Origin of the sequence: Microlunatus kandeliicorticis, assembly GCF_014137855.1 — a bacterium.
GTDB classification, from domain to species: Bacteria; Actinomycetota; Actinomycetes; order Propionibacteriales; family Propionibacteriaceae; genus Microlunatus; species Microlunatus kandeliicorticis.
In genome coordinates, this window is sequence record NZ_JACGWT010000004.1 from 78,008 (window position 1) to 100,185 (window position 22,178).

General features: G+C 72.0%; 26 protein-coding genes. 16 read left to right on the plus strand and 10 right to left on the minus strand.

The window, feature by feature from the left end:
* Positions 1–43: 43 nt before the first annotated feature.
* The 9 genes from FHX74_RS12655 to FHX74_RS12695 form a co-directional block, all read right to left on the minus strand.
* Positions 44–427, minus strand: coding sequence for a hypothetical protein (locus FHX74_RS12655; protein ID WP_182560555.1), 384 nt, complete (start codon positions 425–427; stop codon positions 44–46).
* Positions 424–600, minus strand: coding sequence for a hypothetical protein (locus tag FHX74_RS12660; RefSeq protein WP_182560556.1), 177 nt, complete (start codon positions 598–600; stop codon positions 424–426). Before FHX74_RS12660 ends, FHX74_RS12655 begins: the two co-directional genes overlap by 4 nt.
* A 107-nt stretch (positions 601–707) precedes the next feature.
* Positions 708–1,682: a hypothetical protein gene (locus FHX74_RS12665; protein ID WP_182560557.1), complete on the minus strand. Its 975-nt coding sequence runs from the start codon at positions 1,680–1,682 to the stop codon at positions 708–710.
* Positions 1,679–2,062, minus strand: a complete 384-nt coding sequence (locus tag FHX74_RS12670; RefSeq protein ID WP_182560558.1) for a hypothetical protein — start codon at positions 2,060–2,062, stop codon at positions 1,679–1,681. Before FHX74_RS12670 ends, FHX74_RS12665 begins: the two co-directional genes overlap by 4 nt.
* 364 nt (positions 2,063–2,426) lie before the next feature.
* Positions 2,427–3,467: an AAA family ATPase gene (locus FHX74_RS12675; protein WP_220483905.1), complete on the minus strand. Its 1,041-nt coding sequence runs from the start codon at positions 3,465–3,467 to the stop codon at positions 2,427–2,429.
* Positions 3,464–3,712: a hypothetical protein gene (locus tag FHX74_RS12680; protein ID WP_182560559.1), complete on the minus strand. Its 249-nt coding sequence runs from the start codon at positions 3,710–3,712 to the stop codon at positions 3,464–3,466. The genes FHX74_RS12675 and FHX74_RS12680 overlap by 4 nt, the downstream gene beginning before the upstream one ends.
* Positions 3,709–4,104, minus strand: coding sequence for a hypothetical protein (locus tag FHX74_RS12685; RefSeq protein WP_182560560.1), 396 nt, complete (start codon positions 4,102–4,104; stop codon positions 3,709–3,711). Before FHX74_RS12685 ends, FHX74_RS12680 begins: the two co-directional genes overlap by 4 nt.
* Positions 4,101–4,289 carry a helix-turn-helix domain-containing protein gene (locus tag FHX74_RS12690; protein WP_182560561.1) on the minus strand — a complete coding sequence of 63 codons (189 nt, stop codon included), beginning with the start codon at positions 4,287–4,289 and terminating at the stop codon, positions 4,101–4,103. The genes FHX74_RS12685 and FHX74_RS12690 overlap by 4 nt, the downstream gene beginning before the upstream one ends.
* 332 nt (positions 4,290–4,621) lie before the next feature.
* Entirely contained in the window at positions 4,622–5,728 is a 1,107-nt protein-coding gene (locus FHX74_RS12695) for a tyrosine-type recombinase/integrase (RefSeq protein ID WP_182560562.1), read from the minus strand.
* 398 nt (positions 5,729–6,126) lie between these two features.
* Here FHX74_RS12695 and FHX74_RS12700 point away from each other — a divergent pair, with 398 nt between their 5' ends.
* From FHX74_RS12700 to FHX74_RS12710, 3 genes are read left to right on the plus strand one after another with little or no spacing between them, the layout of a single operon-like run.
* On the plus strand, positions 6,127–7,209 hold the full coding sequence (locus tag FHX74_RS12700; RefSeq protein WP_182560563.1) for an acyltransferase family protein: 1,083 nt from the start codon (positions 6,127–6,129) through the stop codon (positions 7,207–7,209).
* 10 nt (positions 7,210–7,219) lie between these two features.
* Entirely contained in the window at positions 7,220–8,437 is a 1,218-nt protein-coding gene (locus FHX74_RS12705) for an MFS transporter (RefSeq protein WP_220483906.1), read from the plus strand.
* Between the two features lie 28 nt (positions 8,438–8,465).
* On the plus strand, positions 8,466–9,221 hold the full coding sequence (locus tag FHX74_RS12710) for an SDR family NAD(P)-dependent oxidoreductase (protein ID WP_182560564.1): 756 nt from the start codon (positions 8,466–8,468) through the stop codon (positions 9,219–9,221).
* A gap of 182 nt (positions 9,222–9,403) precedes the next feature.
* On the opposite strand, the gene FHX74_RS12715 is transcribed toward FHX74_RS12710, so the two are convergent.
* Complete coding sequence (locus FHX74_RS12715) at positions 9,404–10,258, minus strand: NAD-dependent epimerase/dehydratase family protein (protein ID WP_182560565.1); 855 nt, start codon at positions 10,256–10,258, stop codon at positions 9,404–9,406.
* Positions 10,259–10,411: 153 nt separating this feature from the next.
* On the opposite strand from FHX74_RS12715, the gene FHX74_RS20760 reads away from it, so the two are divergent.
* The 13 genes from FHX74_RS20760 (at position 10,412) to FHX74_RS12780 (ending at position 22,129) form a co-directional block, all read left to right on the plus strand.
* Positions 10,412–11,815 carry a glycosyltransferase 87 family protein gene (locus FHX74_RS20760; protein ID WP_182560566.1) on the plus strand — a complete coding sequence of 468 codons (1,404 nt, stop codon included), beginning with the start codon at positions 10,412–10,414 and terminating at the stop codon, positions 11,813–11,815.
* A gap of 117 nt (positions 11,816–11,932) precedes the next feature.
* Positions 11,933–13,957 carry a threonine--tRNA ligase gene (gene thrS, locus FHX74_RS12725; RefSeq protein WP_182560911.1) on the plus strand — a complete coding sequence of 675 codons (2,025 nt, stop codon included), beginning with the start codon at positions 11,933–11,935 and terminating at the stop codon, positions 13,955–13,957.
* Positions 13,957–14,514, plus strand: coding sequence for an HIT family protein (locus FHX74_RS12730; RefSeq protein WP_182560567.1), 558 nt, complete (start codon positions 13,957–13,959; stop codon positions 14,512–14,514). Before thrS ends, FHX74_RS12730 begins: the two co-directional genes overlap by 1 nt.
* Complete coding sequence (gene pgsA, locus FHX74_RS12735) at positions 14,514–15,140, plus strand: phosphatidylinositol phosphate synthase (protein ID WP_182560568.1); 627 nt, start codon at positions 14,514–14,516, stop codon at positions 15,138–15,140. The genes FHX74_RS12730 and pgsA overlap by 1 nt, the downstream gene beginning before the upstream one ends.
* A complete protein-coding gene (locus tag FHX74_RS12740; protein ID WP_182560569.1) occupies positions 15,133–16,134 on the plus strand; it encodes a phosphatidylinositol mannoside acyltransferase in 1,002 nt (333 codons plus the stop codon). Before pgsA ends, FHX74_RS12740 begins: the two co-directional genes overlap by 8 nt.
* Positions 16,131–17,540: a glycosyltransferase family 4 protein gene (locus FHX74_RS12745; RefSeq protein WP_182560570.1), complete on the plus strand. Its 1,410-nt coding sequence runs from the start codon at positions 16,131–16,133 to the stop codon at positions 17,538–17,540. Before FHX74_RS12740 ends, FHX74_RS12745 begins: the two co-directional genes overlap by 4 nt.
* Entirely contained in the window at positions 17,537–18,355 is an 819-nt protein-coding gene (locus FHX74_RS12750; RefSeq protein ID WP_182560571.1) for a DUF881 domain-containing protein, read from the plus strand. Before FHX74_RS12745 ends, FHX74_RS12750 begins: the two co-directional genes overlap by 4 nt.
* On the plus strand, positions 18,352–18,684 hold the full coding sequence (locus FHX74_RS12755; protein ID WP_182560572.1) for a small basic family protein: 333 nt from the start codon (positions 18,352–18,354) through the stop codon (positions 18,682–18,684). The genes FHX74_RS12750 and FHX74_RS12755 overlap by 4 nt, the downstream gene beginning before the upstream one ends.
* A complete protein-coding gene (locus FHX74_RS12760; protein ID WP_182560573.1) occupies positions 18,677–19,573 on the plus strand; it encodes a DUF881 domain-containing protein in 897 nt (298 codons plus the stop codon). Before FHX74_RS12755 ends, FHX74_RS12760 begins: the two co-directional genes overlap by 8 nt.
* Positions 19,574–19,709: 136 nt before the next feature.
* Positions 19,710–20,102 (plus strand): glycine cleavage system protein GcvH, encoded by a 393-nt coding sequence (gene gcvH, locus FHX74_RS12765; protein ID WP_182560574.1) that lies wholly within the window; start codon positions 19,710–19,712, stop codon positions 20,100–20,102.
* Positions 20,102–20,614: an FHA domain-containing protein gene (locus tag FHX74_RS12770; RefSeq protein ID WP_182560575.1), complete on the plus strand. Its 513-nt coding sequence runs from the start codon at positions 20,102–20,104 to the stop codon at positions 20,612–20,614. The genes gcvH and FHX74_RS12770 overlap by 1 nt, the downstream gene beginning before the upstream one ends.
* Before the next feature lie 98 nt (positions 20,615–20,712).
* Positions 20,713–21,495, plus strand: coding sequence for a transcriptional regulator FtsR (gene ftsR / locus FHX74_RS12775; protein ID WP_182560576.1), 783 nt, complete (start codon positions 20,713–20,715; stop codon positions 21,493–21,495).
* Positions 21,496–21,601: 106 nt separating this feature from the next.
* Positions 21,602–22,129, plus strand: coding sequence for a bifunctional nuclease family protein (locus FHX74_RS12780; protein WP_182560577.1), 528 nt, complete (start codon positions 21,602–21,604; stop codon positions 22,127–22,129).
* Positions 22,130–22,178: the final 49 nt, after the last annotated feature.

Below are 22,178 nucleotides of genomic sequence, written 5' to 3' on the forward strand. Positions count from 1 at the left end.
GCCGGAGCGATGCGGCGACGTCTGTGGGGTGGGAGGCATCGGGTTACCAGCTCCCGTTGACCTTGAGGATCTCGCCGCGCTTCTCCTTCTCGTAGCGTTCGCGCTGCCGCTCGTCCATGCCTGCGACGCGTTGCGCCTCGATGTGCTCGGCGTCCTCGGCCCGCTTGCGCTCGGCTGCTTCGCGTTCACGTCGGCGTTCCTGCATGACGGCGCTGACGGAGCGCGGGCGATGCTTTTCGCGGTCTGCACGGTCTGCTGCGGCCTTGGCCCGCAGATGCTCGGTCGCGGCCCATCGGGCCTCGTGCGCGGCCTGGTCGAGCACCTCGAGCGTGAGCTCGGCCCGCTTGTCTCCACGCTTGGCTGCGGAGCGGAGCCGGTTCCGCTCGAGCAGCGTGTCCTGGACTGAGTACGGCTCCATGCCGCTCATGCCGGGTCCGCCAGCTGGGCGTGGACGAGGCCGAGCTGGACCTGCGACGCGTAGCCGTAGTTGCTGCCGAGGTCGCCGCGGTGGGCTTGGGCCTGGTCGAGCGCCGCCTCCGCGGAGGCGTAGTGGCTGCCAGTGCCGGCCGTCCGGCCGAGGGCGGCGTGGGCGCTAATCATCAGCCAGTCAGTGCCGGAGGTGATCCGGTTGGGGCGGACGGCGTCAGCGAGGAGCGCTTCGGCGGTTGCGATGTGCTGGGCGGGTGTGGGCATCAGGGTCTCCTGAGTCAGGCGTGGGCGAGGGACTGGTGTCCCCAGGTGCGGCGGCGCCGTTCGGCGGCCTCGGCGTCGGGATCGTTGGACTGCTGGCCCGGTCTGGCCTTCGCTCGCGCGGTGGCATGGGCTTCGTCGACGAGCTGGTTGTGGAGCTCGGTCATCTGCTCGAGGGTCGGCACCCAGACGGCAAGGTCGTCGCGGCCGATCATCCACAGCAGGACGTCGTCGGGTGTGGCGTCGGAGTTGGTGGTGTCGGGCCACGGCGGCCGGGCGCGGACGACGTTGCCGCGGGCATCCCGCTGGCCGGTGTTCGTGTTGCCGATCATGTACTCGGGCAGCCCGGGCCAGACAGCGGCGAGGTTCGGTGACAGGGCGAGGACGTCCCACCACCGGCGGAGCTGGTTGTTGAAGGTGAACCGGTCGACCTCGGTCAGGCCGTGCGTGAACAGGGTGCGCTGCGCCTGCCGGATCTGGTGGTAGTCGCGGCGGAGCTGGCCGGCGGTCTGGTACAGCTCGACCTGCCCAGCGTCGATTGCCGCCTCAGCCGTGACCGGCACCCGACCCATGCCCTGCAGCTCGGCGAACACTGACTTGACCCGCTTGTCGAGAAACTGGCACATCTGGTCGAAGCCGGCCTGGATGTCGCGGTCGACAGCGCTGCCGAGGGAATCGGCCAACGTCTGCATCTCGGCGCGCATGGTGTCCCAGGCGGCGTCGGTGGCGGAGGCCTTCGCGTACTGGGCGAGCAGGTTGTCGGCCAGCCCGTCACCGTCCGTGAGGCCGGCGAAGATCTTGTCGGTCAGCTTCCGCGCCGCGCCCGGGTGGTCGATCTTGGCGGTGTCGGCGGCGATGCGGTCGAGGATGGCCAGCGTCGACAGGACGTCTCCGATTTCACCCAAGGCTTTGGTGAGGATCGGATCGTTCGAGGCGTAGCGGGGCAGCCGACTGCGCTCGGGTGTCGAGATCGGCTTGATCGGGTGGATCATCCGCGGCCTTCCTGTCGGTCCTGTCGGTCGATGACGAGAGCCTCGACAGCCGCGAGGTCGAACGTCCACGAACGTCCAACCTTGCGGCCGCCGAGTTGATCGGCGAGGTTGCGCACTTGCCGCTCGGAAACCCCTACCAATCGAGCGGCGTGCGCGCTGCCAATTCGGTCTCGCACAACTGAGTCAACCGGATCAGGCGGTGGCGGAACTTCCGCAGTTCCGTTAGGGGAAATCGCCTTGAGCGCAGCCATCAACTTCTCGTACCGATCGTCGGCCATTCCGTTCACCGTCCAGAGCGGATCCTTGGCGAAGGACAGCCAATACCTCAAGAGCGGAGCCTCCCGGGCGGAGATCAGCAGCGCCTGCTCGACCTTGATCACCGGCCGACCTCCACCCACACCGAAGCCCTGGGGGACTGGGGCAAGCCCCACCCCCCAGACAGCGACCGACGGAGAGGTGACTCGCCGTCCGCGAGGCTGAGTTTTGCGGCGGGCCCCGGGCGTGTCGAACCTCCAGACCCGTACACACTTCTTTTCGCCTCCCCATCGGTCAGCGCCCTAGGGAGTGGCTGGGGATGATGGGGCAGGGGGTAACGGGTCATGACCGTTCCCCTGGTCGTGGCCGCGGGTGTTGCGCTTGTGGGGGCGTTACCGTTCCCCGTTCCTTTACAGAGGGGAACGGGGTAACGGGCACGCACGGCGTTCCTGGGGAACGCTGGGGAACGGTCGGGGAACGGGGGAACGATCATGCTGCCTGTCCGTTCCTCGGGTACGGCTTGATCAGCTCGTGCGGTGACCGCTCGGTGACGTAGCCGTCGAGGATGAGGAAGTCGAGGGCTTGTCGCTTGCTGTCGGTCTTGCCCTTGGTTGCGGCGAGGATCCGCCGCTGAGCGAGCGGTCCGTACTCGGCCAGCGCCTCGCTGATGCGATGCATGAGTTCGGTGGGGCGGAAGTCTTCGTCGGTCTGGTGTGGTGGCGTGATGCTGACTTCGGCGAAGTCCTGGTTGTGGGACTCGAGGACGAGGTCGCCGTACCAGTGGAGCCCGCTGCTTGAGGGCAGTGCGTGCGCGCGTAGCTGTCCTGGTCGGTCCTTGGCGATGTTGATGGTGGAGCGGCCGGTGAGGCCGATGCCGAAGGGTGTGCGGTTGGTGAGCGTGTATTGGGCGCCGGAGAGGCCGTTGAGCTTGTGGACGGCGCCGAGGGCGTATCGGCCGCGGTTCTCGCGGTCCTTAGTGACGTGGTCGAGGCTGACGACGGCGGCGCCGGTGTCGGTGATGCGTTTGGTGACGCGGCGGCCGAAGATGGCGGCGTCGGCGTTCTTGAGGGGGTCGAGGCCGTGGAGGCCCATGGCTTCGGTGATGCCGTCGAGAACGACCAGCCGGGGGCGTGTGTCGCCGAGGAGCTGTGTGAGGTCTCCGGCGTTGTCGTCGGCGCCGATGCCGGCGTCGGGGCGTAGGTAGTGGAAGTGGTTCCGGATCCGATCGGGGGTTGCGCCGAGGGTGAGGAGCCGGGTGACGACGCTGCCTTCGTCGTCCTCAAAGTCGATGTAGACCGCGTGGTGGCTGGCTGCCATCTCGTCGAGTGCCGCGGAGAGCGCAAACCAGGTCTTGCCGCCTTCGGTCTCGGAGACGACGGTGTGGCTCTTGCCTGGGTAGAACAGCCCGCGACCGTCGGTGCGGGATCCGACGGTCGGCTCGGGCCGCTGATAGGTCCCGCTCAGGACGGCCTCGAGGTCGACGGGCTGCCAGGGTCGACGGAGCTCGGTGTTGTCCTGGTCGTCGGTCATGGGGCGCACCAGCTTTCGGCGGCGAGACTGGCGCGATGTCGGCAAAGCCGGGCAGCTTCGGCGAGCCGGGCGTCGGTGGCAGCGATCTCCTCGGCGGAAGCGAGTCCGACGAAGTCGCCGGGCTGGGGACGGCACTCCTCGAGTTGGTCTGCTCGTCGGAGCCAGTAACGTCGGGTGCCCTCGAGGACGGCGTCCTGGATTGCCCGGGTGACCGTGTCGGCCAGCCGGTAGTCGGCGACGCTCACCGGATTCGGGTCCCGTCGGACAGACCCCACCAGCGCCGCACGAGGCGCCCGCCAGCGCCGACCTGGCATCCCACGGGCTCGATCAGCCCGGACCTCTGCGCGCCGGCCATGACTGCACCGACGTAGGCGCTGGCAGGCGGCTGGCCTACGAGGTCGAGGACTTGGTCGACGGTGAACGCGCGGCCGGTGAGGGCCAGTTGCTGCACTGCGGTTCGGGCTGAGGCGTACCAGGTGTCGCGGCTGGCGTTCTCGATGGCCAGGTCGACGCCTGTCGGTGTCGCGATTTGTCGGCGGGTGAAGCTACACTTCGCTTCAGCTTTGGTCGGCTGGACCTTGCTGCTGCTGGAGACGGCGCCCCTTACCGGGCGCCGTTTCGCATTCCGGCGCTTCACCCATTCACCCGCTCGAACAGTGCGTCGAGGTCGGAGCGCTTGAAGCGGAGTTCCTTTGGGCCGATGCGGTAGGCGACGAGGACCCCGTCGGCGATGTACCGACGCAGTGTTCGTGGCGAGAGGCTCGTGTAGTCCGATGCGGGCTGCATCTTGAGCCAGGTGGGCGCGTTGGGCTGTGCAACCATGAGGGCTGCCTCCTCAGTTCGTCAGACGGAGGTGAGCGCCCCGGGCCGGGTTCTTGGCGGAGTCAGGCCCGGGCGCTCTTTGCTTGCTGACGCTTACGGTACGAGCGGGAAGTGACACGCGAGACCTGGTCGCACGCGGTCACGTCTTCCCTTTGTGTCCAACGGATGCAGGGGCCTCGGTGTCCACGTGACAGTCCTTGTCAGCGTGTGGCAGCGCAAATGGACGGGATGGGTTGGTGTCCAATGCGTTCGGTCATCACGGCTCGGTGAGGTGTCCAAAACTGACTTGTCCACAGTTCCGCATGCTGAGACACGGATGCAGTAGGAGGGGGTCAGACTCCTCGAGCCATCGCACTGAGGCGGCGGGCGATCTCCAGATCTCTGTCGGCAGCCGCGTGCTGGTAGCGAAGGGCGGCGCCCTGTGTGCTGTGGCCGAGGCGGGCCATCAGCTCGGCCATCGTCGCCCCGGTCATGGCTGCCATCGTTGCGCCAGTGTGGCGGAGGTCGTGCCAGCGGAGGTCCGGGCGGCCGGCGGCCGCTCTGGCCCGGTAGAAGACCTTGTAGAGAGTCGACGTCGCCATGTGGTTGACACCATCGGCGGCCGGGAAGAGAAGTGCGTCGTGGCCGGCTGCTGTGTGCTCTGTGAGGTGGGCCCGGATCACGGGCTCGAGGTGGTCGGGGTAGGCGACGTCGCGAATTCCTGCGTCTGACTTCGGGGTGCCGACGATCGTTTGCCCGTCGACCCGGACGACGGCGCGACGGACGCGGATCCGCTGGTTCTCGAGGTCGAGGTCGAAGCGGCGGAGCTCGGCCAGCTCGCCGAAGCGCAGTCCGCACCATGCGGCGAAGAGGACCATGAGGCGGTACCGCGGCGGCATGGCGCCGGCGATGGCGGCGATTTGCTCGAGTGTCGCGGGCTCGATGCGGTGGACGCGCTTTGCGTTCCCGGCACCTCGGATGTGAGCCGGGTTCGAAGGGATGAGCCCGTCCTGGACTGCTGAGCCGAGGATGGTCCGCAGCAGGGCGTAGGCATGAGCTCGGAGCGTTGGGGTCGCGCTTCCGAGGTCGGCGTGCCACTGCCGGATGGTCAGGGGCGTGAGGGACCGAAGCGGCCGCTCGCCAAGGGCCGGCAAAATCTGTCGGTCGAGCAGCTGCCGATAGTGCTGCCTGGTCCTCGGCTTCAGCGTCCGGTCGGCCAACCAAGGCTCGGAGTAGGCGGCAACGGTCGGGGCGGCCTTCGATCCAGCGACGCGATCAGACGGCGGTGTCCACATGCCGGACTCAAGAAGACGGCGCTCGTCGGTGAGCCATGCCTCGGCGTCGATCTTGGCTTTGAAGGTCGATGAAGCGTGGTGAACGCGTCCCTGGGCGGTGTATCCCGCCTGCCAACGCTTGCTCGGAAGCCGTCGCAACTGGCCGAAAGAGCGTCGCGTTCCCATGATCAACTCCGCCCCGCGTGCGACATACGTGCAAGATATCAGTCCATTAGTGCCCCGAGTGGCTGCTTGTGTCAACGTCACGAAGGCGCTACTGTCCATCTCGTTGGGCGCTTCACCAGGCATTTCACGCTCAGCACACAGTGTCGCCCCGAGGTGCGGGGGACTGGTTCGAACCCAGTATCGCCCACCCGCAGTCTTCTCGAGACGCCGTCACCGGCGCCCGGCGGCGACCCCGTCGCTGTGCTTCCTCTCCCTCTGCCCGAGCTTTGCGCTGCCCTCGCACCCGGCGATTTCCTGCGTTCGCCGACGACGCGTCATGGTCCGGGCCCGAGTGAACCTTCCGCGACGGTAGAGTTGGACGTGCACCGGACCGGTGCACGTCTGCTCGGGGGAGCATCGTGAGGACACTCAGTGTGCGGTTCGACCCGCGCCGCAACAGCTTCGACGCCCTGCGCCTGCTGCTGGCCGGGCTGGTCGCCGTGGACCACGGCGCGATCCTGCGCAGCGGCGAGGTGCAGACCCACCGCGGCACGGGACTCGGCGACTACGCCGTCGACGGCTTCTTCGTGATCTCCGGCTTCCTGGTCACCTCGAGCTATCTCCGGCTCTCCTCGCTGGCCCGGTTCGTCTGGCACCGCGCGCTCCGGATCCTGCCGGGCTTCTGGGTGTGTCTGCTGATGACCGCCCTGGTCGCCGCGCCGCTGATCGCCGTGCTGGAGGGCAAGCCCGCCGCCTCGGTGTTCAGCACCGCGCCGACCGCCGTCGACTACGTCGTGCGCAACGCGTCCCTGCTGATGCGGCAGTTCGGGATCGCCGACCTGCTGGCGGACAACCCGACCCCGACCACGCTCGACGGGTCGCTGTGGACGCTGTTCTACGAGGCGGTCTGCTATGCGCTGGTCGCCGGGCTGGGCGTCGTCGGTGTGCTGGCCCGGCGGCGCTGGCTGGTGCTGGTCCTCACCGGGGCGGTGTGGGCGCTGACGATCACCAACGCGGCCGGGGTCACCGACTTCGCGTCGCTCGGCTCGCGGCTGGCCCTGATGTTCCTGCTCGGCGCCCTCGCCCACCTCTACCTCGACCGGCTGCCGACCGGTCCGGGCTGGCTGCTGGCCGCCGTGCTCGTCTTCGTGGTCGCGATGGTGTGGGCCGAGCCGTACCGCGTCCTCGGCGCCGCGGCGTTCGCCTTCCTGCTGGTGCAGGCGGCGGTCCGGTCACCGTTCGCGTTCCACCTGCGCACCGACCTGTCCTACGGCCTGTACATCTACCACTTCCTGGTCTTCCAGGTGCTGGTGCTGACGCCGGTCGGGCTGCTCCCGGTCGCGCCGTTCATCGCCCTCGGCATCGCGGTGTCCCTGGTCGTCGCCGGCGGGTCGTGGTTCCTGGTCGAACGGCCCGCGATGGCCCACAAGGGGGCCGGCTTCGTCAGCGTCGTCGAACGCGCGCTCGGGACGGCCCGCCGGAGGGCTGCGGCGCTCGACTAGATTCCGGCCGGTGTCATCCACGGACCGCGCGGTGAGTCTCGCCGGTCGACCCCCGAGCCGGCTGTCGCTGGTCCTGCTGGTGCTCTTTGCCGTCGGCTGGGGCGCCAACCACTTCGCCTCGGCGATCCCGGTGCTGGCCCGCCGCACCGGCTTCGACCAGGCCGTCCTCGACGGTGCCTTCGGGGTGTACGCGGTCGGCCTGCTGCCCGGGCTGCTCGGCGGGGGCGCGTTCTCCGACCGGCTCGGGCGTCGTCCGGTGATGGTGACCGGCGCGGTGATCGCCGCGCTCGGCAACCTGGTCATCGCCGGCTGGCCCGAGGTCACCGGGATCTTCCTCGGTCGGCTGGTGGTCGGCGTCGGCACCGGTCTCGCGGTCAGCGCGGGGACGGCCTGGTCGGGCGACCTCGGTGGTCGGCGCGGGGCCCCGCTGGCCGGCACCCTGCTCACCTGCGGTTTCGCGGCCGGGCCGCTGGTCACCGGCCTGCTGGCCACGGTCCTGACCGGGTCGGCCACGCTGCCGGTGCCGTTCGTGGTGGCCAGTGCGCTCACGGTGATCGCCACGGTCGCCCTGGCCGTCGCCACCCGGTCTCCCGGCGACGCCGCCGCCGGAGAGCGGGGGAGTGCGGCCCGGGTGGGCGGAACCGGCCAGCCCGCCCCGGCCGGTCCGGTCCGCAGCAACGGCCGCGCCCTCGCGGCGGCGATCCCGATGGCACTGTGGGTCTTCTCCACCGCGACCATCTCGCTGCTGGTGCTCTCGGCCCGGCTCGGTGGTGGCGGTGAACGTCCCTGGCTACCCGGCGTGGCGGCAGTGCTCACCCTCGGGTCCGGCGTGCTGGTCCAGCTCGCCGCCCGGCGGGCCGGCTGGGGCCCGCAGGCCGGGGTGGTCGGCTCGGGGCTCGCCACCCTCGGCTTCGTCGGTTCCGCGCTGGCCGGCGACCACCCGTCGCCGCTGGTCTTCGTGGTCTGCTCGGTGGTGCTCGGCTGTGCCTACGGACTCTGTCTGCGCGACGGGCTGGTCGACGTCGAGACGCTGACCCCGGTCCGCAGCCGCGGCCTGGTCACCGGCGTCTTCTACGCCGCTACCTACCTCGGATTCGGCGTCCCGGTGCTGCTCGAGGTGCTGCGGCCGGTGGTCGGCGTGGCGCCGCCGCTGCTGGTGCTGGCGGCCCTGGCTCTGCTGGCCGCGCTGTGGCGGACCACCCAGGTGCGCGCCGGTCGGCTGCGCTGACCGGACCCGGACGTGGTTCGCTTGCCCGATGGCGGAGCGCAGCGTGGTGGTCACCGGGTCGTCGTCGGGCATCGGGGCGGCGGTGGCCGCGCGGCTGGTCGCCGACGGCTGGGCCGTGGTCGGGCTCGACCTCGCCGAGAACCCGAAGCTGGCCGACACGGTGACCGGTGACGTCAGCCGGCGAGAGACCTCCGAGCAGGCCGCCGACCGGGCGCAACGGCTCGCCCCGCTGCGCGGCTGGGTGAACTGTGCCGGCATCCTCAGCAGCCAGAGCGCTGCCGACCTCACCGAGGAGGAGCTGCGCCGGGTCGTCGACGTCAACCTGATCGGTACGGCCTGGGGCTGCTCGGTGGCGGTGGCACGAATGATCGCCGACCCCGACCAGCGCGGCGGGTCGATCGTCAACATCAGCTCGGTCCAGGCGATCCGCTCGACCCCGCGCACCTTTGTCTACGCGGCCACCAAGGGCGCCAGCACCGCCATGGCCCGACAGGTGGCGATCGAGTACGCCGCCCAGGGGATCCGCGCCAACGCGGTGCTGCCCGGCGCGATCCTGACGCCGCTCAACGAGCAGAAGTTCGCCGCCGCCGCCGACCCCGACGCCGCCCGCCGGCGCGAGGCCTGGCTCGCACCGATCGGGCGGCTCGGACGCTCCGAGGAGGTCGCGGCTTGCGTGGCGTGGCTGCTCGGGCCGGACGCGTCGTTCGTCACCGGGCACGAGCTCGGGGTGGACGGCGGTGCAGCGGCCTGGCTGACCAGCTCCGCCGACAACCCCGACCTCTGACCCGGGTCCCCGGCGCTTCGACAAACTCAGCGAGCGCTTCGACAAGCTCAGTGAGCGCGCCCCGACGGGCTCAGCGAGCGCGCTTCGACAGGCTCAGCGAGCGCGCCCCGACGGGCTCAGCGAGCGCGCTTCGACGGGCTCAGCGAGCGCGCTTCGACGGGCTCGGCGAGCGCCTCGACGGCTCAGCGGGCGGCGATCTCCTCCACCAGCGACCGGCCGGTCGGCTCCCAGCCGAGCTCGGTGCGGGCCTTCGCACCGGACGCCTGCTGGTCGAGCAGCAGCGCCTCGGCGAAACCGGCGCCGAGCCGCTCCTCCGCCTCCGCGGGGCTGCCCGGGACGACTGTCCTGTCCGGGCCGACGAAGGCCTGCCCGATCTCGCGGACCGTCGGGTTCTGCCCGGTCGCGCCGATGTAGGTGGTGTGCCCGGCCGAGCGTTCGAGCGCCCGGACGTAGAGGTCGGCGAGGTCGGCGGTCGACACGGTGGTCCAGTGCTGGTCACCCGAGCCGATCAGCACCAGCGCGCCGTCGGGGTCGGTCGGACCGTTCGCGATCATCTGCGGGATCCCGGTGCCGCCCGGGCCGTAGACGATGCCGGGCGCGATCAGGGTCGCCCGGACCGACGAGCCGAGGATCGTCGACTCCGGGCCCGAGCGCCAGGCGGTGATCGCCGGCGGCTGCTGCGGAGCGTCCTCGGTGAGGTCGCTGCCGCTGCCCCAGACCCAGACACCGCCGGTGTGGACGTAGGGGTTGTCGGTGCCGTCGAACGCGGTGATCACCGCGCTAACGACCGCCTCGTCCATCCCCGGCCCCTGGTTGTCGGTCGCGGTGTGGATCGCCCCGTCGACCCCGCGCAGCCGGGCGGCGAGCCAGTCGCGGTCGGTGAGGTCGCCGATCACCGGGTGGGCACCCGCCTCGGACACCTTGGTGGCCGAGGCGTCGCTGCGGACGACGGCGACCACGTCGTGGCCGGCGGAGCGGAGAGCGGACAGGACCGCGGAACCGACGAGGCCGGTGCCGCCCGTGAGGAGTACGCGCATGTCCGGGCCAACCGGCCCGCTCGCCGCCGCATTCCCGGACCGGGCGGGATCCCGCCGGGTTCGCAGCGGGCTCACAGCCGGCTCCCGGGCGACACCCATCGGTCGCGGTCAGGGTGAGCCCCGGGCGCGCCCGGCGCCCGGCGAAGGAGACGCATGACCGACACCCTCCCGGCCGACCCGGCCCTCGACGGCTCCGCCGCGGCGAGGACCGGGCACGGCACCGGCCTCTTCCGACGGTCGGCACCGTCCCTGGTCCTCGCCCTCGCGGTGCTGGTCGCGCTCGGGCTCCGCTGGTGGCTCCGCGACGTCGTCACCGGTGACTACCGGGCCTTCCTCGACCCCTGGTACCGGCACCTGCAGCGGCAGGGGTTCGCCGGGCTGGCCGACATCGACGCGAACTACAACACGCCCTACCTGGTGCTGCTGGCTGTGGTGGCGAAGCTGCCGGTGCCCGAGCTCTACGCGATCAAGGCGATCTCGGTGGTCTTCGACCTGGTGCTCGCCTTCTTCGCTCACCGGATCGTCCGGGTGGTGCGGCCGGGCTCGCGGTGGTGGCCGGTGATCATCACCAGCGCGGTGCTGCTGCTGCCGACGGTGATCATGAACGGCAGCGCCTGGGCCCAGTGCGACGCCATCTACGCCGCGTTCTGCCTGGGCAGTCTGTGGTGCCTGCTCACCGGCCGGGCCTGGCGGGCCTGTGTGCTCTTCGGCCTGGCCTTCGCGTTCAAGCTGCAGGCGGTGTTCTTCCTCCCGGTGCTGCTCGGGGTGCTGGTGGTCAACCGGATGCGGCTGCGGGCGCTGGTCGCGGTCCCGGTGACCTTCCTGGCGGCGCTGGTGCCGGCCTGGCTCGCCGGCCGCAGCCTGCTCACCCAGCTGATGACCTATCCGAGCCAGATCACCGACGGCAGCACCGGCGGTGGGTTCGGCGGGCGGTCCGGGGGAGCGGTCGGCCGGTCGTCCGGCGGCGGACGGGCGTTCGGGGACGGGGCGGGCCCGGGCGGCTTCCGCGGCGGAGGGACCGGCGGCTTCCCCGGGGGCGGCGGATCACCCGGCGGAGGCGGCCTGCACGTCGCCGGCGGCCAGCACGCGTTCACCGACAACGCACCGACCTGGTACGCCTGGCTGCCGACCGACGCGGGCAGCGGCTGGAAGGTGGTCGGCCTCGTCCTGGCCGCCGCGGTGGCACTGGTCTTCGCCGTCGTCCTGCTCCGCCGCCGCCGGCGGCTCGCCCCCGCCGACGTGCTGCTGCTGGCGGCTGCGACGACCTTGATCATCCCGCTGCTGCTGCCCGAGATGCACGAGCGCTACTTCTACCTGGCCGAGGTGCTCACCGTGCTCGCCGTCGCCGCGGGCGGCCGACGCTGGCTGGTGCCCGCCGCCGCCATCCAGCTGGCCAGCATCAGCACCTACGCGGCCTACCTGAGCGAGGTCGACGTCGTCCCGCTCGGGCTGGCCGCGCTGGTCGCCCTGGCCGGTGCGGTCGTCGCCGGCGTGCTCCTGCTCGGTCGGCTGACCGGGCCGGACCGAGGACGGCGGTCGGAGGGCGGGATGACCTGAGCGGTCGGGAGGCGCCGGTCAACTAGGGTGTCGGGTGCGTCGGCGACCCGCCGACCACTCGTCTCGTCCGGTGCCCGCGGGCCCGGATCCGACCGGAGAGGACGGCTCGTGTCGTCGATGTCGATCACCGTGGTCAGCGGAACGGGTCCGGAGCGGACCTCGACGCGACAGGCGATCGAGACCACCACCACCGGGCTCGACCTGTTCGGTGCGGACCGCACCGTGGTGGCGGTCCGGGTCGACGGCGAGCTGCGCGACCTGGCCGCCCCGCTGCCCGAGGGGTCCGAGGTCGAGCCGGTCGGCATCGGGACCCCCGACGGGCTCGACGTGCTGCGCCACTCGGCCGCGCACGTCGCCGCCCAGGCCGTGCAGAGCCTCCGCTCCGACGCCAAGCTCGGCATCGGCCCGCCGATCACCGACGGCTTCTACTACGACTTCGCCGTCGACGAGCCGTTCACGCCCGAGGACCTCAGGGCCGTCGAGAAGCAGATGGGCCGGATCGTCAAGGAGCGGCAGCGCTTCCGCCGCCGGGTGGTCACCGAGGAGGAGGCCCGCGCCGAGCTGGCCGACGAGCCGTTCAAGCTCGAGCTGATCGGGCTCAAGGGCGGTTCCGGCGACCAGGGGCCCAGTGACGACGACGGCTCGAGCGTTGAGGTCGGCGGCGCCGAGCTGACCATCTACGACAACCTCCGGCGCGACGACTCGACCGCCTGGAAGGACCTGTGCCGCGGCCCGCACGTCCCGCACACCGGCTACATCCCGGCCTACGCGATCACCCGGTCCTCGGCCGCCTACTGGCGCGGTGACCAGGCCAACCCCCAGCTGCAGCGGGTCTACGGCACCGCCTGGCCGAGCCGCGACGAGCTCAAGGCGCACCAGACCCGGCTCGAGGAGGCGGCCAAGCGCGACCACCGCAAGCTCGGCCGCGAGCTCGACCTGTTCAGCTTCCCCGACGAGATCGGCTCCGGGCTGGCGGTCTTCCACCCCAAGGGCGGCGTGCTGCGCAAGGTGATGGAGGACTACTCCCGGCAGCGCCACATCGAGGCCGGCTACCAGTTCGTCAACACCCCGCACATCACCAAGGCCGAGCTGTTCGAGATCTCCGGCCACCTCGGCTTCTACGCCGACGGGATGTTCCCGCCGATGCACCTCGACGAGGAGCGTCACCCCGACGGCAGCATCAAGCGGCAGGGGCAGGACTACTACCTCAAGCCGATGAACTGCCCGATGCACTGCCTGATCTTCCGGGCCCGCGGGCGGTCCTACCGGGAGCTGCCGCTGCGGCTGTTCGAGTTCGGCAGCGTCTACCGCTACGAGATGTCCGGCGTGGTCCACGGCCTGACCCGGGTCCGCGGGATGACCCAGGACGACGCCCACATCTACTGCACCGTCGACCAGCTGCAGGACGAGATCAAGAGCCTGCTGCGGTTCGTCCTCGATCTGCTGGCCGACTACGGGCTGGACGAGTTCTACCTCGAGCTGTCCACCCGCGACCCCGAGAAGAGCATCGGCACCGACGAGGAGTGGGAGCGGGCCACCGACGCCCTGCGCGAGGCGGCCGCCGACACCGGGCTCGACCTGGTGCTCGACCCGGGTGGGGCGGCCTTCTACGCCCCGAAGATCAGCGTCCAGGCCCGCGACGCGATCGGCCGCACCTGGCAGCTGTCGACGATCCAGGTCGACCTAATGCTGCCCGAGCGGTTCGGGCTGGAGATCACCGCGCCCGACGGCAGCCGGCAGCGCCCGGTGATGATCCACCGCGCGCTGTTCGGCTCGATCGAACGCTTCGTCGGCGTGCTCACCGAGCACTACGCCGGCGCCTTCCCGCCCTGGCTGGCCCCGGTGCAGGTGGTCGGCATCCCGGTGGCCGAGGCCTTCAACGACTACCTGCAGGCGGTCGCCGAGCAGCTCCGGATCGCCGGTGTGCGGGTGGAGGTCGACACCAGCGACGACCGGATGCCGAAGAAGATCAGGAACGCCCAGCAGCAGAAGGTGCCGTTCATGCTGATCGCCGGGGGCGAGGACGCCGCCGCCGACGCGGTGTCGTTCCGCTACCGCGACGGCACCCAGAAGAACGGCGTGCCGATCGGCGAGGCGATCAAGGAGATCGTCGACGCGATCGCCGAGCGCCGGCAGCTCTGATGGAGCCGACCGTGCCCCCGGACGAGTACGCCCGGGTGCCGGACGCCTTCCAGCGGCTCTGGACCCCGCACCGGATGGTCTACATCTCGGGCGAGAACAAGCCGCCGGACGGCACCGCGGCCTCCTGCCCGTTCTGCCTCAGTCCGCAGCGTGCGGACGCCGACGCCCTGATCGTCCACCGCGACGAGCTGGCCTACGTGGTGCTCAACCTCTACCCGTACTCGCCGGGTCACCTGCTGGTCTGCCCCTACCGGCACGTCGCCGACTACACCGACCTGACCGAGGACGAGACGGTGGCGGTGGCCCGGCTGACCCGCACCGCGATGCGGGTGCTGCGCGCGGTGAGTGCCCCGCACGGGTTCAACCTCGGGCTGAACCAGGGGGCGGTGGCCGGTGCCGGGATCGCGGCCCACCTGCACCAGCACGTCGTCCCGCGCTGGTCGGGCGACGCCAACTTCCTGCCGGTGATCGGCCAGACCAAGGCGGTCCCGCAGCTGCTCGGCCAGACCCGCGAGCTGATCGCCGCGGCCTGGGGAACGCCGGAGGACGAGGCCTGATGCTCGAACGCTTCCGGGGCGCCTGGACCGCGGTGATCGCGCCGATCGCCGCGTTCTTCGTCCGCCGCAACGTGTCGCCCGACGTGATCACCGTGGTGGGCACCGTCGGCGTCTGCGTCGGCGCGCTGGTCTGCTTCCCCAACGGCTGGCTCTGGCAGGGCGTCGTGGTGATCACGCTGTTCGTCTTCGCCGACATGGTCGACGGCCAGATGGCCCGCAGCACCGGCCGGTCGAGCCGCTGGGGCGCGTTCCTCGACTCGAGCCTGGACCGGCTCGGTGACGGCGCCGTGTTCGGCGGGATCGTGCTGTTCTTCGTCGGTCGGCACGCCGTCGACCACCCCTACCCGACGGTGTGGGCGGCCGTCGCGCTGTGGGCACTGGTCCTCGGCCAGCTCACCTCCTACGTCAAGGCCCGGGCCGAGAGCCTGAACTTCACCACCGTCGGTGGGCTCGCCGCGCGCGCCGACCGGCTGCTGGTCATCCTGCTCGGCGCGTTCCTGGCCGGTCTCGGTGTGCCCTGGGCGCTCGAGATCGCCGTCACGCTGCTCGCCCTGGGCAGCTCGGTCACCGTCGTCCAGCGGATCGCGCAGGTCCGGCGTCAGGCGGTCGAGCAGGTCGATGCCTGATCGCCCGACGGGCCCGTCGGGTCCGGGCGGGCGGGACCTGTACCGACGCGGCCTGGCCCAGCTGTACGGGCTCGGCTGGCGGATCGGCCCGCACCTGCCCGACACCAGCTCACCGCGGGTGTCCGCGCTGCTCGACCGCGTCGCCGGAGGGGTGCTCGCGCGCGAGCGGCGCCGCGGCAGCCGCTACCCGGCCCAGCTGGCCGAGAACCTCGAGCTGGCCACCGGCGCGCCGGCCGACCCGGAGCTGCTCCGCCGGGCGTACGCGTCCTACCTCCGTACCCTGTGGGAGGTGATGAACCTTCCCGGCTGGACGCCCGCGCAGGTGCAGGCGCGCGTCCGGACCACCGGTGAGGACACCCTGCGACGGGCGTTCGCCCAGCGTGGCGCGGTGGTCGCGCTGCCGCACAGCGCCAACTGGGACCTGGCCGGAGCCTGGTCGTGCGGGACCGGGATGCCGGTCACCACGGTGGCCGAGGCCTTCCTCGGCCCGGGTTCGCAGGGGTTCACCGCCTTCCGCCACCGGCTCGGGATGCGGGTGCTCGACCACTCCGACCGCCAGGCCATCGCCGAGCTCGTCGGCGACGCCCGAGGACGACGGCTGGTCTGTCTGGTCGCCGACCGCGACCTGACCGGCAGCGGGCTGCCGGTGCGGTGGGGCCGCCACCGGGTCTCGCTGCCCGCCGGCCCCGCGGTGGTGGCCCGCCGCAGCGGTGCGGCGCTGGTCCCCGCGGTCTGCCGCTACGACACCGACGAGCCCGGCGTGATGTGGATCGACTTCGGCGCCGAGATCCCGGCCGAGCCCGGTCGGGCCGGGCTGGTCGCGATGACCCAGCAGGTCGCCGACTTCTTCGCCGCCCGGATCGCCCGCGCTCCGCAGGACTGGCACCTGCTGCAGCCCTTCTTCGCCGCCGCCGAGCCGGGCGGCCCGAGCCCCGCGGTGCGGACCCCGGCGGGGTCGCCGGTGGCCACCGGCCGACAGTGGGCGGCCCGATGACCTCGCGTCGGATCGGGCTCGTCTGCCCGTACTCGCTGGCCGTCCCCGGCGGCGTCCAGAACCACGTCCTCGGGCTGGCCGGTCACCTCACCGCGCGCGGTCACCACGTCGAGGTCTTCGCTCCCGGCTCGGTCGAGCCGGCGCGGCTGGCCGCGTTCGGGCTCCGCGGCGACCAGCTGACCGACGCCGGGCGCACGGTCGGAATCCCGTACAACGGCTCGGTGGCACCGGTGAACTTCGGGCCGCTCAGCCTGCTCCGGGTGCACCGCTGGCTGCGGCGCGGCCGGTTCGACCTGGTCCACGTGCACGAGCCGCTGACCCCGTCGGTGGCCGGCTGGGCGCTGGTGGCGGCCCGCGTGCCGGTGGTGGCGACCTTCCACACCGCGACGCCGCGGTCGCGGACGATGGGCGTCGCGGGCGCCCTGCTCCGGCGGACCGTCGACCGGATCGACGCCGGCATCGCCGTCTCGGCCACCGCGCGGCAGGTCGTCGTCCAGCACCTCGGTCGCGACGCGCGGATCCTGCCCAACGGGTTCCGGCGCGCCGACTTCGGGCCGCGCCCGGCGGCGCGGCGACCCGGCGGCCCGCGGATCGCCTTCCTGGGCCGGCTGGACGAGCCGCGCAAGGGTCTCGAGGTGCTGCTGGGGGCGCTGCCGCGGCTGCGTACCGCCCACCCCGGGCTCGAGGTGGTGGTGGCCGGCCAGGGTCACCGGCCGCTGCCCGCCTGGGTGCAGGCGCCGGGGCGGATCGACGACCCGGCCCGCGCCGAGCTGCTCGGCTCGGTCGATCTGTTCGTCGCCCCGCACGTGGCCCGCGAGAGCTTCGGGATCGTGCTGGTCGAGGCGATGGCCTCGGGAGCCGCCGTGGTCGCCTCCGACCTGCCGCCGTTCGTCGACCTGCTCTCCGGTCCCGAGCGGCTGGGGTACCAGTTCGCCGCCGGAGACGCCGACGCGCTGGCCGAGGCCGTCCTGCTCGCCCTCGACGAAGACCGCTCCGAGCTGGTCCGGCGGGCCCGCCATGCCACCCGCCGCTACGACTGGACGCGGGTTGGCGCCGAGGTGGAGGCGGTCTACCAGGACGTGCTGACCGGTCCGCGCTCGCCGGGCCCGTGGACCGGGATCGATCCGGCGACCGTGGCCGAAGCGCGCTGGCGGCTCCGGCTGGCCGCCCGACGCGGCGTCGGCGCTCCGCAGGCCGCCGCCCTCCGGCTCGCCGCCCGCGCGCTCCTCGACCAGGCCGCCGGGGCAGTCGACGCGGAGCAGCCGGACAGGACGCCCGCCGCCGACGCAGCGGACGCGTCGGCGGGCGACGGACGGGGCAGCGCGCCGACGCCCGGGCGGGGGCGCCGGGCCGTCCGCGGGCACCGGTCCCGCCGGGTGTCCACCGCGGCCGGGCGGACCCGGTGAGTCCCGCCCCGCCGCGCGGTCCGCGTCCCGCGGTCGACGCGAGCATGGATCTGCTCAACCAGATCATCCGGCAGCCGGTGGACCCCGACTACGCGGCCGTCGCGGCCCGGCCCGGCCCGCCCCGCCGTTCGCGGATCGCGTTCGCGGTGGTCAGTCTGCTGATCGGCGCGCTGTTCGCGGTGGCGGCGCTGCAGACCACCCGGTCGGCCCCGGACATCGCCCGCGAGCGCACCGAGCTGATCGCCCGGATCAAGGCCGCGCAGCAGAACCAGGACGCGCTCCGCGACCGGGCCGGCGCGCTGGCCGCGGAGAACGCCCGGTTGCGGCTGGCCGGGCTCGGTGACGACGCCGAGGCCAGGAGCCTGGAGCGCCAGCTCGACACCCTCGAGCCCGAGGTGGGCACCACCGCGGTGAGCGGACCCGGGCTGGTGATCACCGTCGACGACGGCCCGGGCACCGACAGCAAGGCGCAGGTGCTCGACACCGACCTGCAGATCATGGTCAACGGGCTGTGGGCCTCCGGCGCGGAGGCGATCACCGTCAACGACCAGCGCCTGACCTCGGTCAGCGCCATCCGGACCGCCGGACAGGCGATCACCGTCAACTACCGGTCGCTCAGCCCGCCCTACACCGTCCGCGCCATCGGCGACCTGCGCACCCTCCAGGCGCGGTTCGTCCAGTCCAGCGGCGGAACGTGGTGGAATGCTCTCGAGGTGAACGAGGGCATGCGGTACGACATCCAGAGCTCCGAGCAGCTCGAGCTGCCCGGCGACCCGGGGCTCGTGCTGCACTACGCGAAGAAGGCCGGCTCGTGATCCCGGTCATCGGGCTGATCCTCGGCATCCTGCTCGGGCTGGTGCTCGAGCCGAGCGTCCCGCAGGGCCTCCAGCCCTACCTCCCGATCGCGATCGTCGCCGCCATGGACGCGCTCTTCGGTGCCTTCCGCGCCTACCTCGAGGGCACCTTCACCGACCGGGTCTTCGTGGTCTCGTTCATCTCGAACGTCCTGATCGCCGCCGCCATCGTCTTCGTCGGCGATCAGATCGGGGTCGGCTCGCAGCTGTCCACCGGCGTCGTGGTGGTGCTGGGCATCCGCATCTTCACCAACGTCGCCGCGATCCGACGGGCGTTGTTCCGTGCCTGACCGCGACCAGAACCCCGACGAGACGCCGGACGAGACCCCCGTCGAGAACCCGGCGGAGCCGAGCGACTCCACCGACACGAAGTCGGCGGAAGCGACAGGGGAGCCGAAGGCGAAGGAGCCGGCGGAGGAGCCGGCGGCCACCGGCCTGCCCGACGCCCGTGCCGCCCGGCGCCGGCTGGCCGGGGCGTTCCTGCACCCCGGGCGCGGCCAGCTGGTGGCGGCGGTGCTGCTCTTCGCGGTCGGGCTGGCCGGGGTGATGCAGGTCAAGTCCAACCAGTCCGACGAGGGCTTCAGCACCGCCCGGCGCACCGACCTGGTCCAGCTGCTCGACGGGCTCAACACCGAGTCGCGCCGGCTCGAGGACGAGATCGCCGACCTCGAACGGACCCGCAGCACCCTGCAGTCCGGGGCCAGCTCGCAGCGGGTGGCGCGCCAGGAGGCGCAGAAGCGGATCGACGCTCTCGGCATCCTGGCCGGCACCGTCCCGGCCCAGGGTCCCGGCATCCGGGTGACCATCAACGACCCGCAGGACAAGCTCACCGCCGCCGAGCTGCTCGACGGCATCGAGGAGCTCCGCGACGCCGGGGCCGAGGTGATCGAGATCAACGGCAAGGTCCGGGTGGTCGCCTCCAGCTGGTTCGGCAGCGGTCCCGACGGCCTGGTGGTGGACGGCACCACGCTGACCCGACCGGTCACCATCGCCGCGATCGGCGACCAGCACAGCCTGCAGACCGGGCTGACCTTCCGCGGCGGATTCGCCGACAAGGTCAAGGCCAACGCGGGCGCCGACCTGGCCTTCGAGAGCGTCGACCAGCTCAGGATCACCTCCTTGCACAGCCCGCCGGGCCATCAGTACGCTCAACCGACCGCGACGAAGTCCCCGCGCTGACCCGTGGCGCCGCGTCCGCCCGGGCCGATCCGGCGAGATCGCGAGCCCGCACCGCCGCGCACCCCACCCTGATCCCGAACCCGCCCGCGACCCGACGACCACCCGCCGAGCACCCGAGAGCCTGAGGAGCAGCGCCTTGCCGAGCTATCCGGAGGACCTGAAGTACACCCCCGACCACGAGTGGGTGCGCGAGGGCAACGAGTCCACGGTCCGGATCGGGATCACCGACTACGCCGCCGAGCAGCTCGGGGACATCGTCTTCGTCTCGCTGCCCGACGTCGGCGACACGGTGACGGCCGGGGACGCCTGCGGCGAGCTCGAGTCGACCAAGAGCGTCTCGGACCTGTTCGCCCCGGTCGCCGGCACCGTCACGGCGGTCAACGAGACGCTCGACGGGACGCCGGAGCTGATCAACTCCGACCCCTACGGCGACGGCTGGCTCTTCGAGGTGGAGACCGCCGAGGACGTCGACCTCGACGCGCTGCTCGACGCCGACGGGTACGCCGACCAGGTCGAGAGCGCCGGCTGATGCCCTTCTGCACGAACTGCGGGCACGAGAACCCCGAGGGCAGCAACTTCTGCAGCAACTGCGGGACGCCGCTCAACCGCGGGACCAAGCCCGCCGCCGCGCCGTCCGGCCCGACCGGTGACACCACCCGCACCATGCCGGTGATCGTCGACGACCGCGACGAGGGCAGCCTCAGCTCCGAGGACGAGGCGGCGGTCAACGCGCTGCCGCAGGGCTCCGCGCTGCTGATCGTCCAGCGCGGCGCCAACGCCGGCAGCCGTTTCCTGCTCAACACCGACGAGATCAAGGCCGGCCGGTCCCAGGACGCCGAGATCTTCCTCGACGACATCTCGGTCTCGCGCAAGCACGCGGTGTTCCTGCGCAGCGAGGAGGGGATCGTGGTCCGCGACGTCGGCAGCCTCAACGGCACCTACGTCAACCGCGAGATGGTCGACGAGCGCCTGCTGCACGACGGCGACGAGGTGCAGATCGGGAAGTTCCGGCTGGTCTACTACGCCAGCCAGCAGGACTGACCGGCCCGGTCCACCGGGTCGGCCCCGGGCCGGTCACAGGAAAGGCACCGGCGCGGATCAGGGGATCGTGAAAATTCCTCGCCTATCGTGGGGGCCCTATGGCTGCCTCCACACCGCGCAGCATCGGCCAGGTGCTCAGCGTCCTCAAGGGCGACTTCCCGGACATCTCGATCTCGAAGATCAGGTTCCTGGAGAGCGAGGGCCTGCTGCAGCCCGAGCGCGCGCCGTCGGGGTACCGGCGCTACGCCGAGCACGACGTGGCACGGCTGCGCTACATCCTGCGGATGCAACGTGATCACTACCTGCCGCTGCGGGTGATCCGCGAGCACCTCGAGGTGATCGACGCGGGCGGCCAGCCGCCCGTCCCGGGCCCGCCCGCACCGGCCGCCGACGGGCCGGGGACGGAACCGGCCGCCGCTGCCGACCCGGTCGCGCCGGCCGCCTCCGCGGTCTCGGCGCCGCGCCTGCCGCCCGCCGACCCCGGGCCCGCGGCCGGGTCCACCGGGGTCGACCGGTCCGCGGTGCGCAAGCCGCCGGTCCGGCTGACCCGCACCGACCTGCTCCGGGCCAGCGGACTGACCGAGGCGGCGCTCACCGAGCTCGAGCGGATCCAGGTGGTCCAGCCCAAGCGTGGCACCCACCACTACGGCCGGGAGGCCCTGGCCGTCGCCGTCGCGGCCAAGCGGCTGGCCGTCTACGGCATCGACAGCCGTCACCTGCGGGCGTTCAAGATGGCGGCCGACCGCGAGATCGGTCTGGTCGAGCAGGCGATCGCCCCGCACGTCCGCCGGGCCAAGGGCGGACCGGACGTGACCGCGGAGGTCACCCAGTTGATCATCAGCGTGCACGCCGCGCTGCTCCGGATCGGGATGACGCCCTGAGCCGCTCCGGCCCGCCGGGGGACCGGCGAATGGCTGCTGGGTAACGGTTCGCGGCGACATCCCCCGGTCATCTTGTGACCCGGAGGGCGCGGCGTAGTGTGGGGCCATGCGCGAACTGGACGTGGTCGGGGTGCGTGTGGAGATGCCGTCGAACGCACCGATGGTGCTGCTGCGCGAGGTCGGCGGGACCCGATACCTCCCGATCTGGATCGGCGCCGGGGAGGCGTCGGCCATCGCGAACGCCCAGGAGGGCATCGTCCCGCCGCGCCCGCTGACCCACGACCTGATGGTCGACACGCTGGCCACCCTGGGCCACCGGCTCACCGAGGTCCAGATCACCGAGCTCGACGGCGGCACCTTCTACGCCGTGCTGCTGGTCGACGGCGTCGAGGTGAGCGCGCGGCCGTCCGACGCGATCGCGCTCGCCCTCCGGGTCGGCTCCGACATCTACTGCGCCGAGGACGTCCTCGACGAGGCCGGGGTCGAGGTGCCCGAGGGCGAGGAACCCGACACCGAGGAGACCGACGAGGCCCCGGTCGACTCGGACAACGAGGTGGAGAAGTTCCGCGAGTTCCTCGACCACGTCAACCCCGACGACTTCGTCACCGGCGAGGAACCCAAGCCCGAGCGCTGAGCCCGGCCACCACCGCAGGCCGGGCGCCGTGGCGCGCTCGGTCCGGTCC

Bases quoted from the DNA above. Each gene is read 5' to 3' on its own strand.
- FHX74_RS12655 (WP_182560555.1), bottom strand. From the start codon at position 427: ATGAGCGGCATGGAGCCGTACTCAGTCCAGGACACGCTGCTCGAGCGG.
- FHX74_RS12660 (WP_182560556.1), bottom strand. From the start codon at position 600: ATGATTAGCGCCCACGCCGCCCTCGGCCGGACGGCCGGCACTGGCAGC.
- FHX74_RS12665 (WP_182560557.1), bottom strand. From the start codon at position 1,682: ATGATCCACCCGATCAAGCCGATCTCGACACCCGAGCGCAGTCGGCTG.
- FHX74_RS12675 (WP_220483905.1), bottom strand. From the start codon at position 3,467: ATGACCGACGACCAGGACAACACCGAGCTCCGTCGACCCTGGCAGCCC.
- FHX74_RS12690 (WP_182560561.1), bottom strand. From the start codon at position 4,289: ATGGTTGCACAGCCCAACGCGCCCACCTGGCTCAAGATGCAGCCCGCA.
- FHX74_RS12695 (WP_182560562.1), bottom strand. From the start codon at position 5,728: ATGGGAACGCGACGCTCTTTCGGCCAGTTGCGACGGCTTCCGAGCAAG.
- FHX74_RS12710 (WP_182560564.1), top strand. From the start codon at position 8,466: ATGGCGGAGCGCAGCGTGGTGGTCACCGGGTCGTCGTCGGGCATCGGG.
- FHX74_RS12715 (WP_182560565.1), bottom strand. From the start codon at position 10,258: ATGCGCGTACTCCTCACGGGCGGCACCGGCCTCGTCGGTTCCGCGGTC.
- FHX74_RS20760 (WP_182560566.1), top strand. From the start codon at position 10,412: ATGACCGACACCCTCCCGGCCGACCCGGCCCTCGACGGCTCCGCCGCG.
- thrS (WP_182560911.1), top strand. From the start codon at position 11,933: ATGTCGATCACCGTGGTCAGCGGAACGGGTCCGGAGCGGACCTCGACG.
- FHX74_RS12730 (WP_182560567.1), top strand. From the start codon at position 13,957: ATGGAGCCGACCGTGCCCCCGGACGAGTACGCCCGGGTGCCGGACGCC.
- pgsA (WP_182560568.1), top strand. From the start codon at position 14,514: ATGCTCGAACGCTTCCGGGGCGCCTGGACCGCGGTGATCGCGCCGATC.
- FHX74_RS12740 (WP_182560569.1), top strand. From the start codon at position 15,133: ATGCCTGATCGCCCGACGGGCCCGTCGGGTCCGGGCGGGCGGGACCTG.
- FHX74_RS12745 (WP_182560570.1), top strand. From the start codon at position 16,131: ATGACCTCGCGTCGGATCGGGCTCGTCTGCCCGTACTCGCTGGCCGTC.
- FHX74_RS12770 (WP_182560575.1), top strand. From the start codon at position 20,102: ATGCCCTTCTGCACGAACTGCGGGCACGAGAACCCCGAGGGCAGCAAC.
- ftsR (WP_182560576.1), top strand. From the start codon at position 20,713: ATGGCTGCCTCCACACCGCGCAGCATCGGCCAGGTGCTCAGCGTCCTC.
- FHX74_RS12780 (WP_182560577.1), top strand. From the start codon at position 21,602: ATGCGCGAACTGGACGTGGTCGGGGTGCGTGTGGAGATGCCGTCGAAC.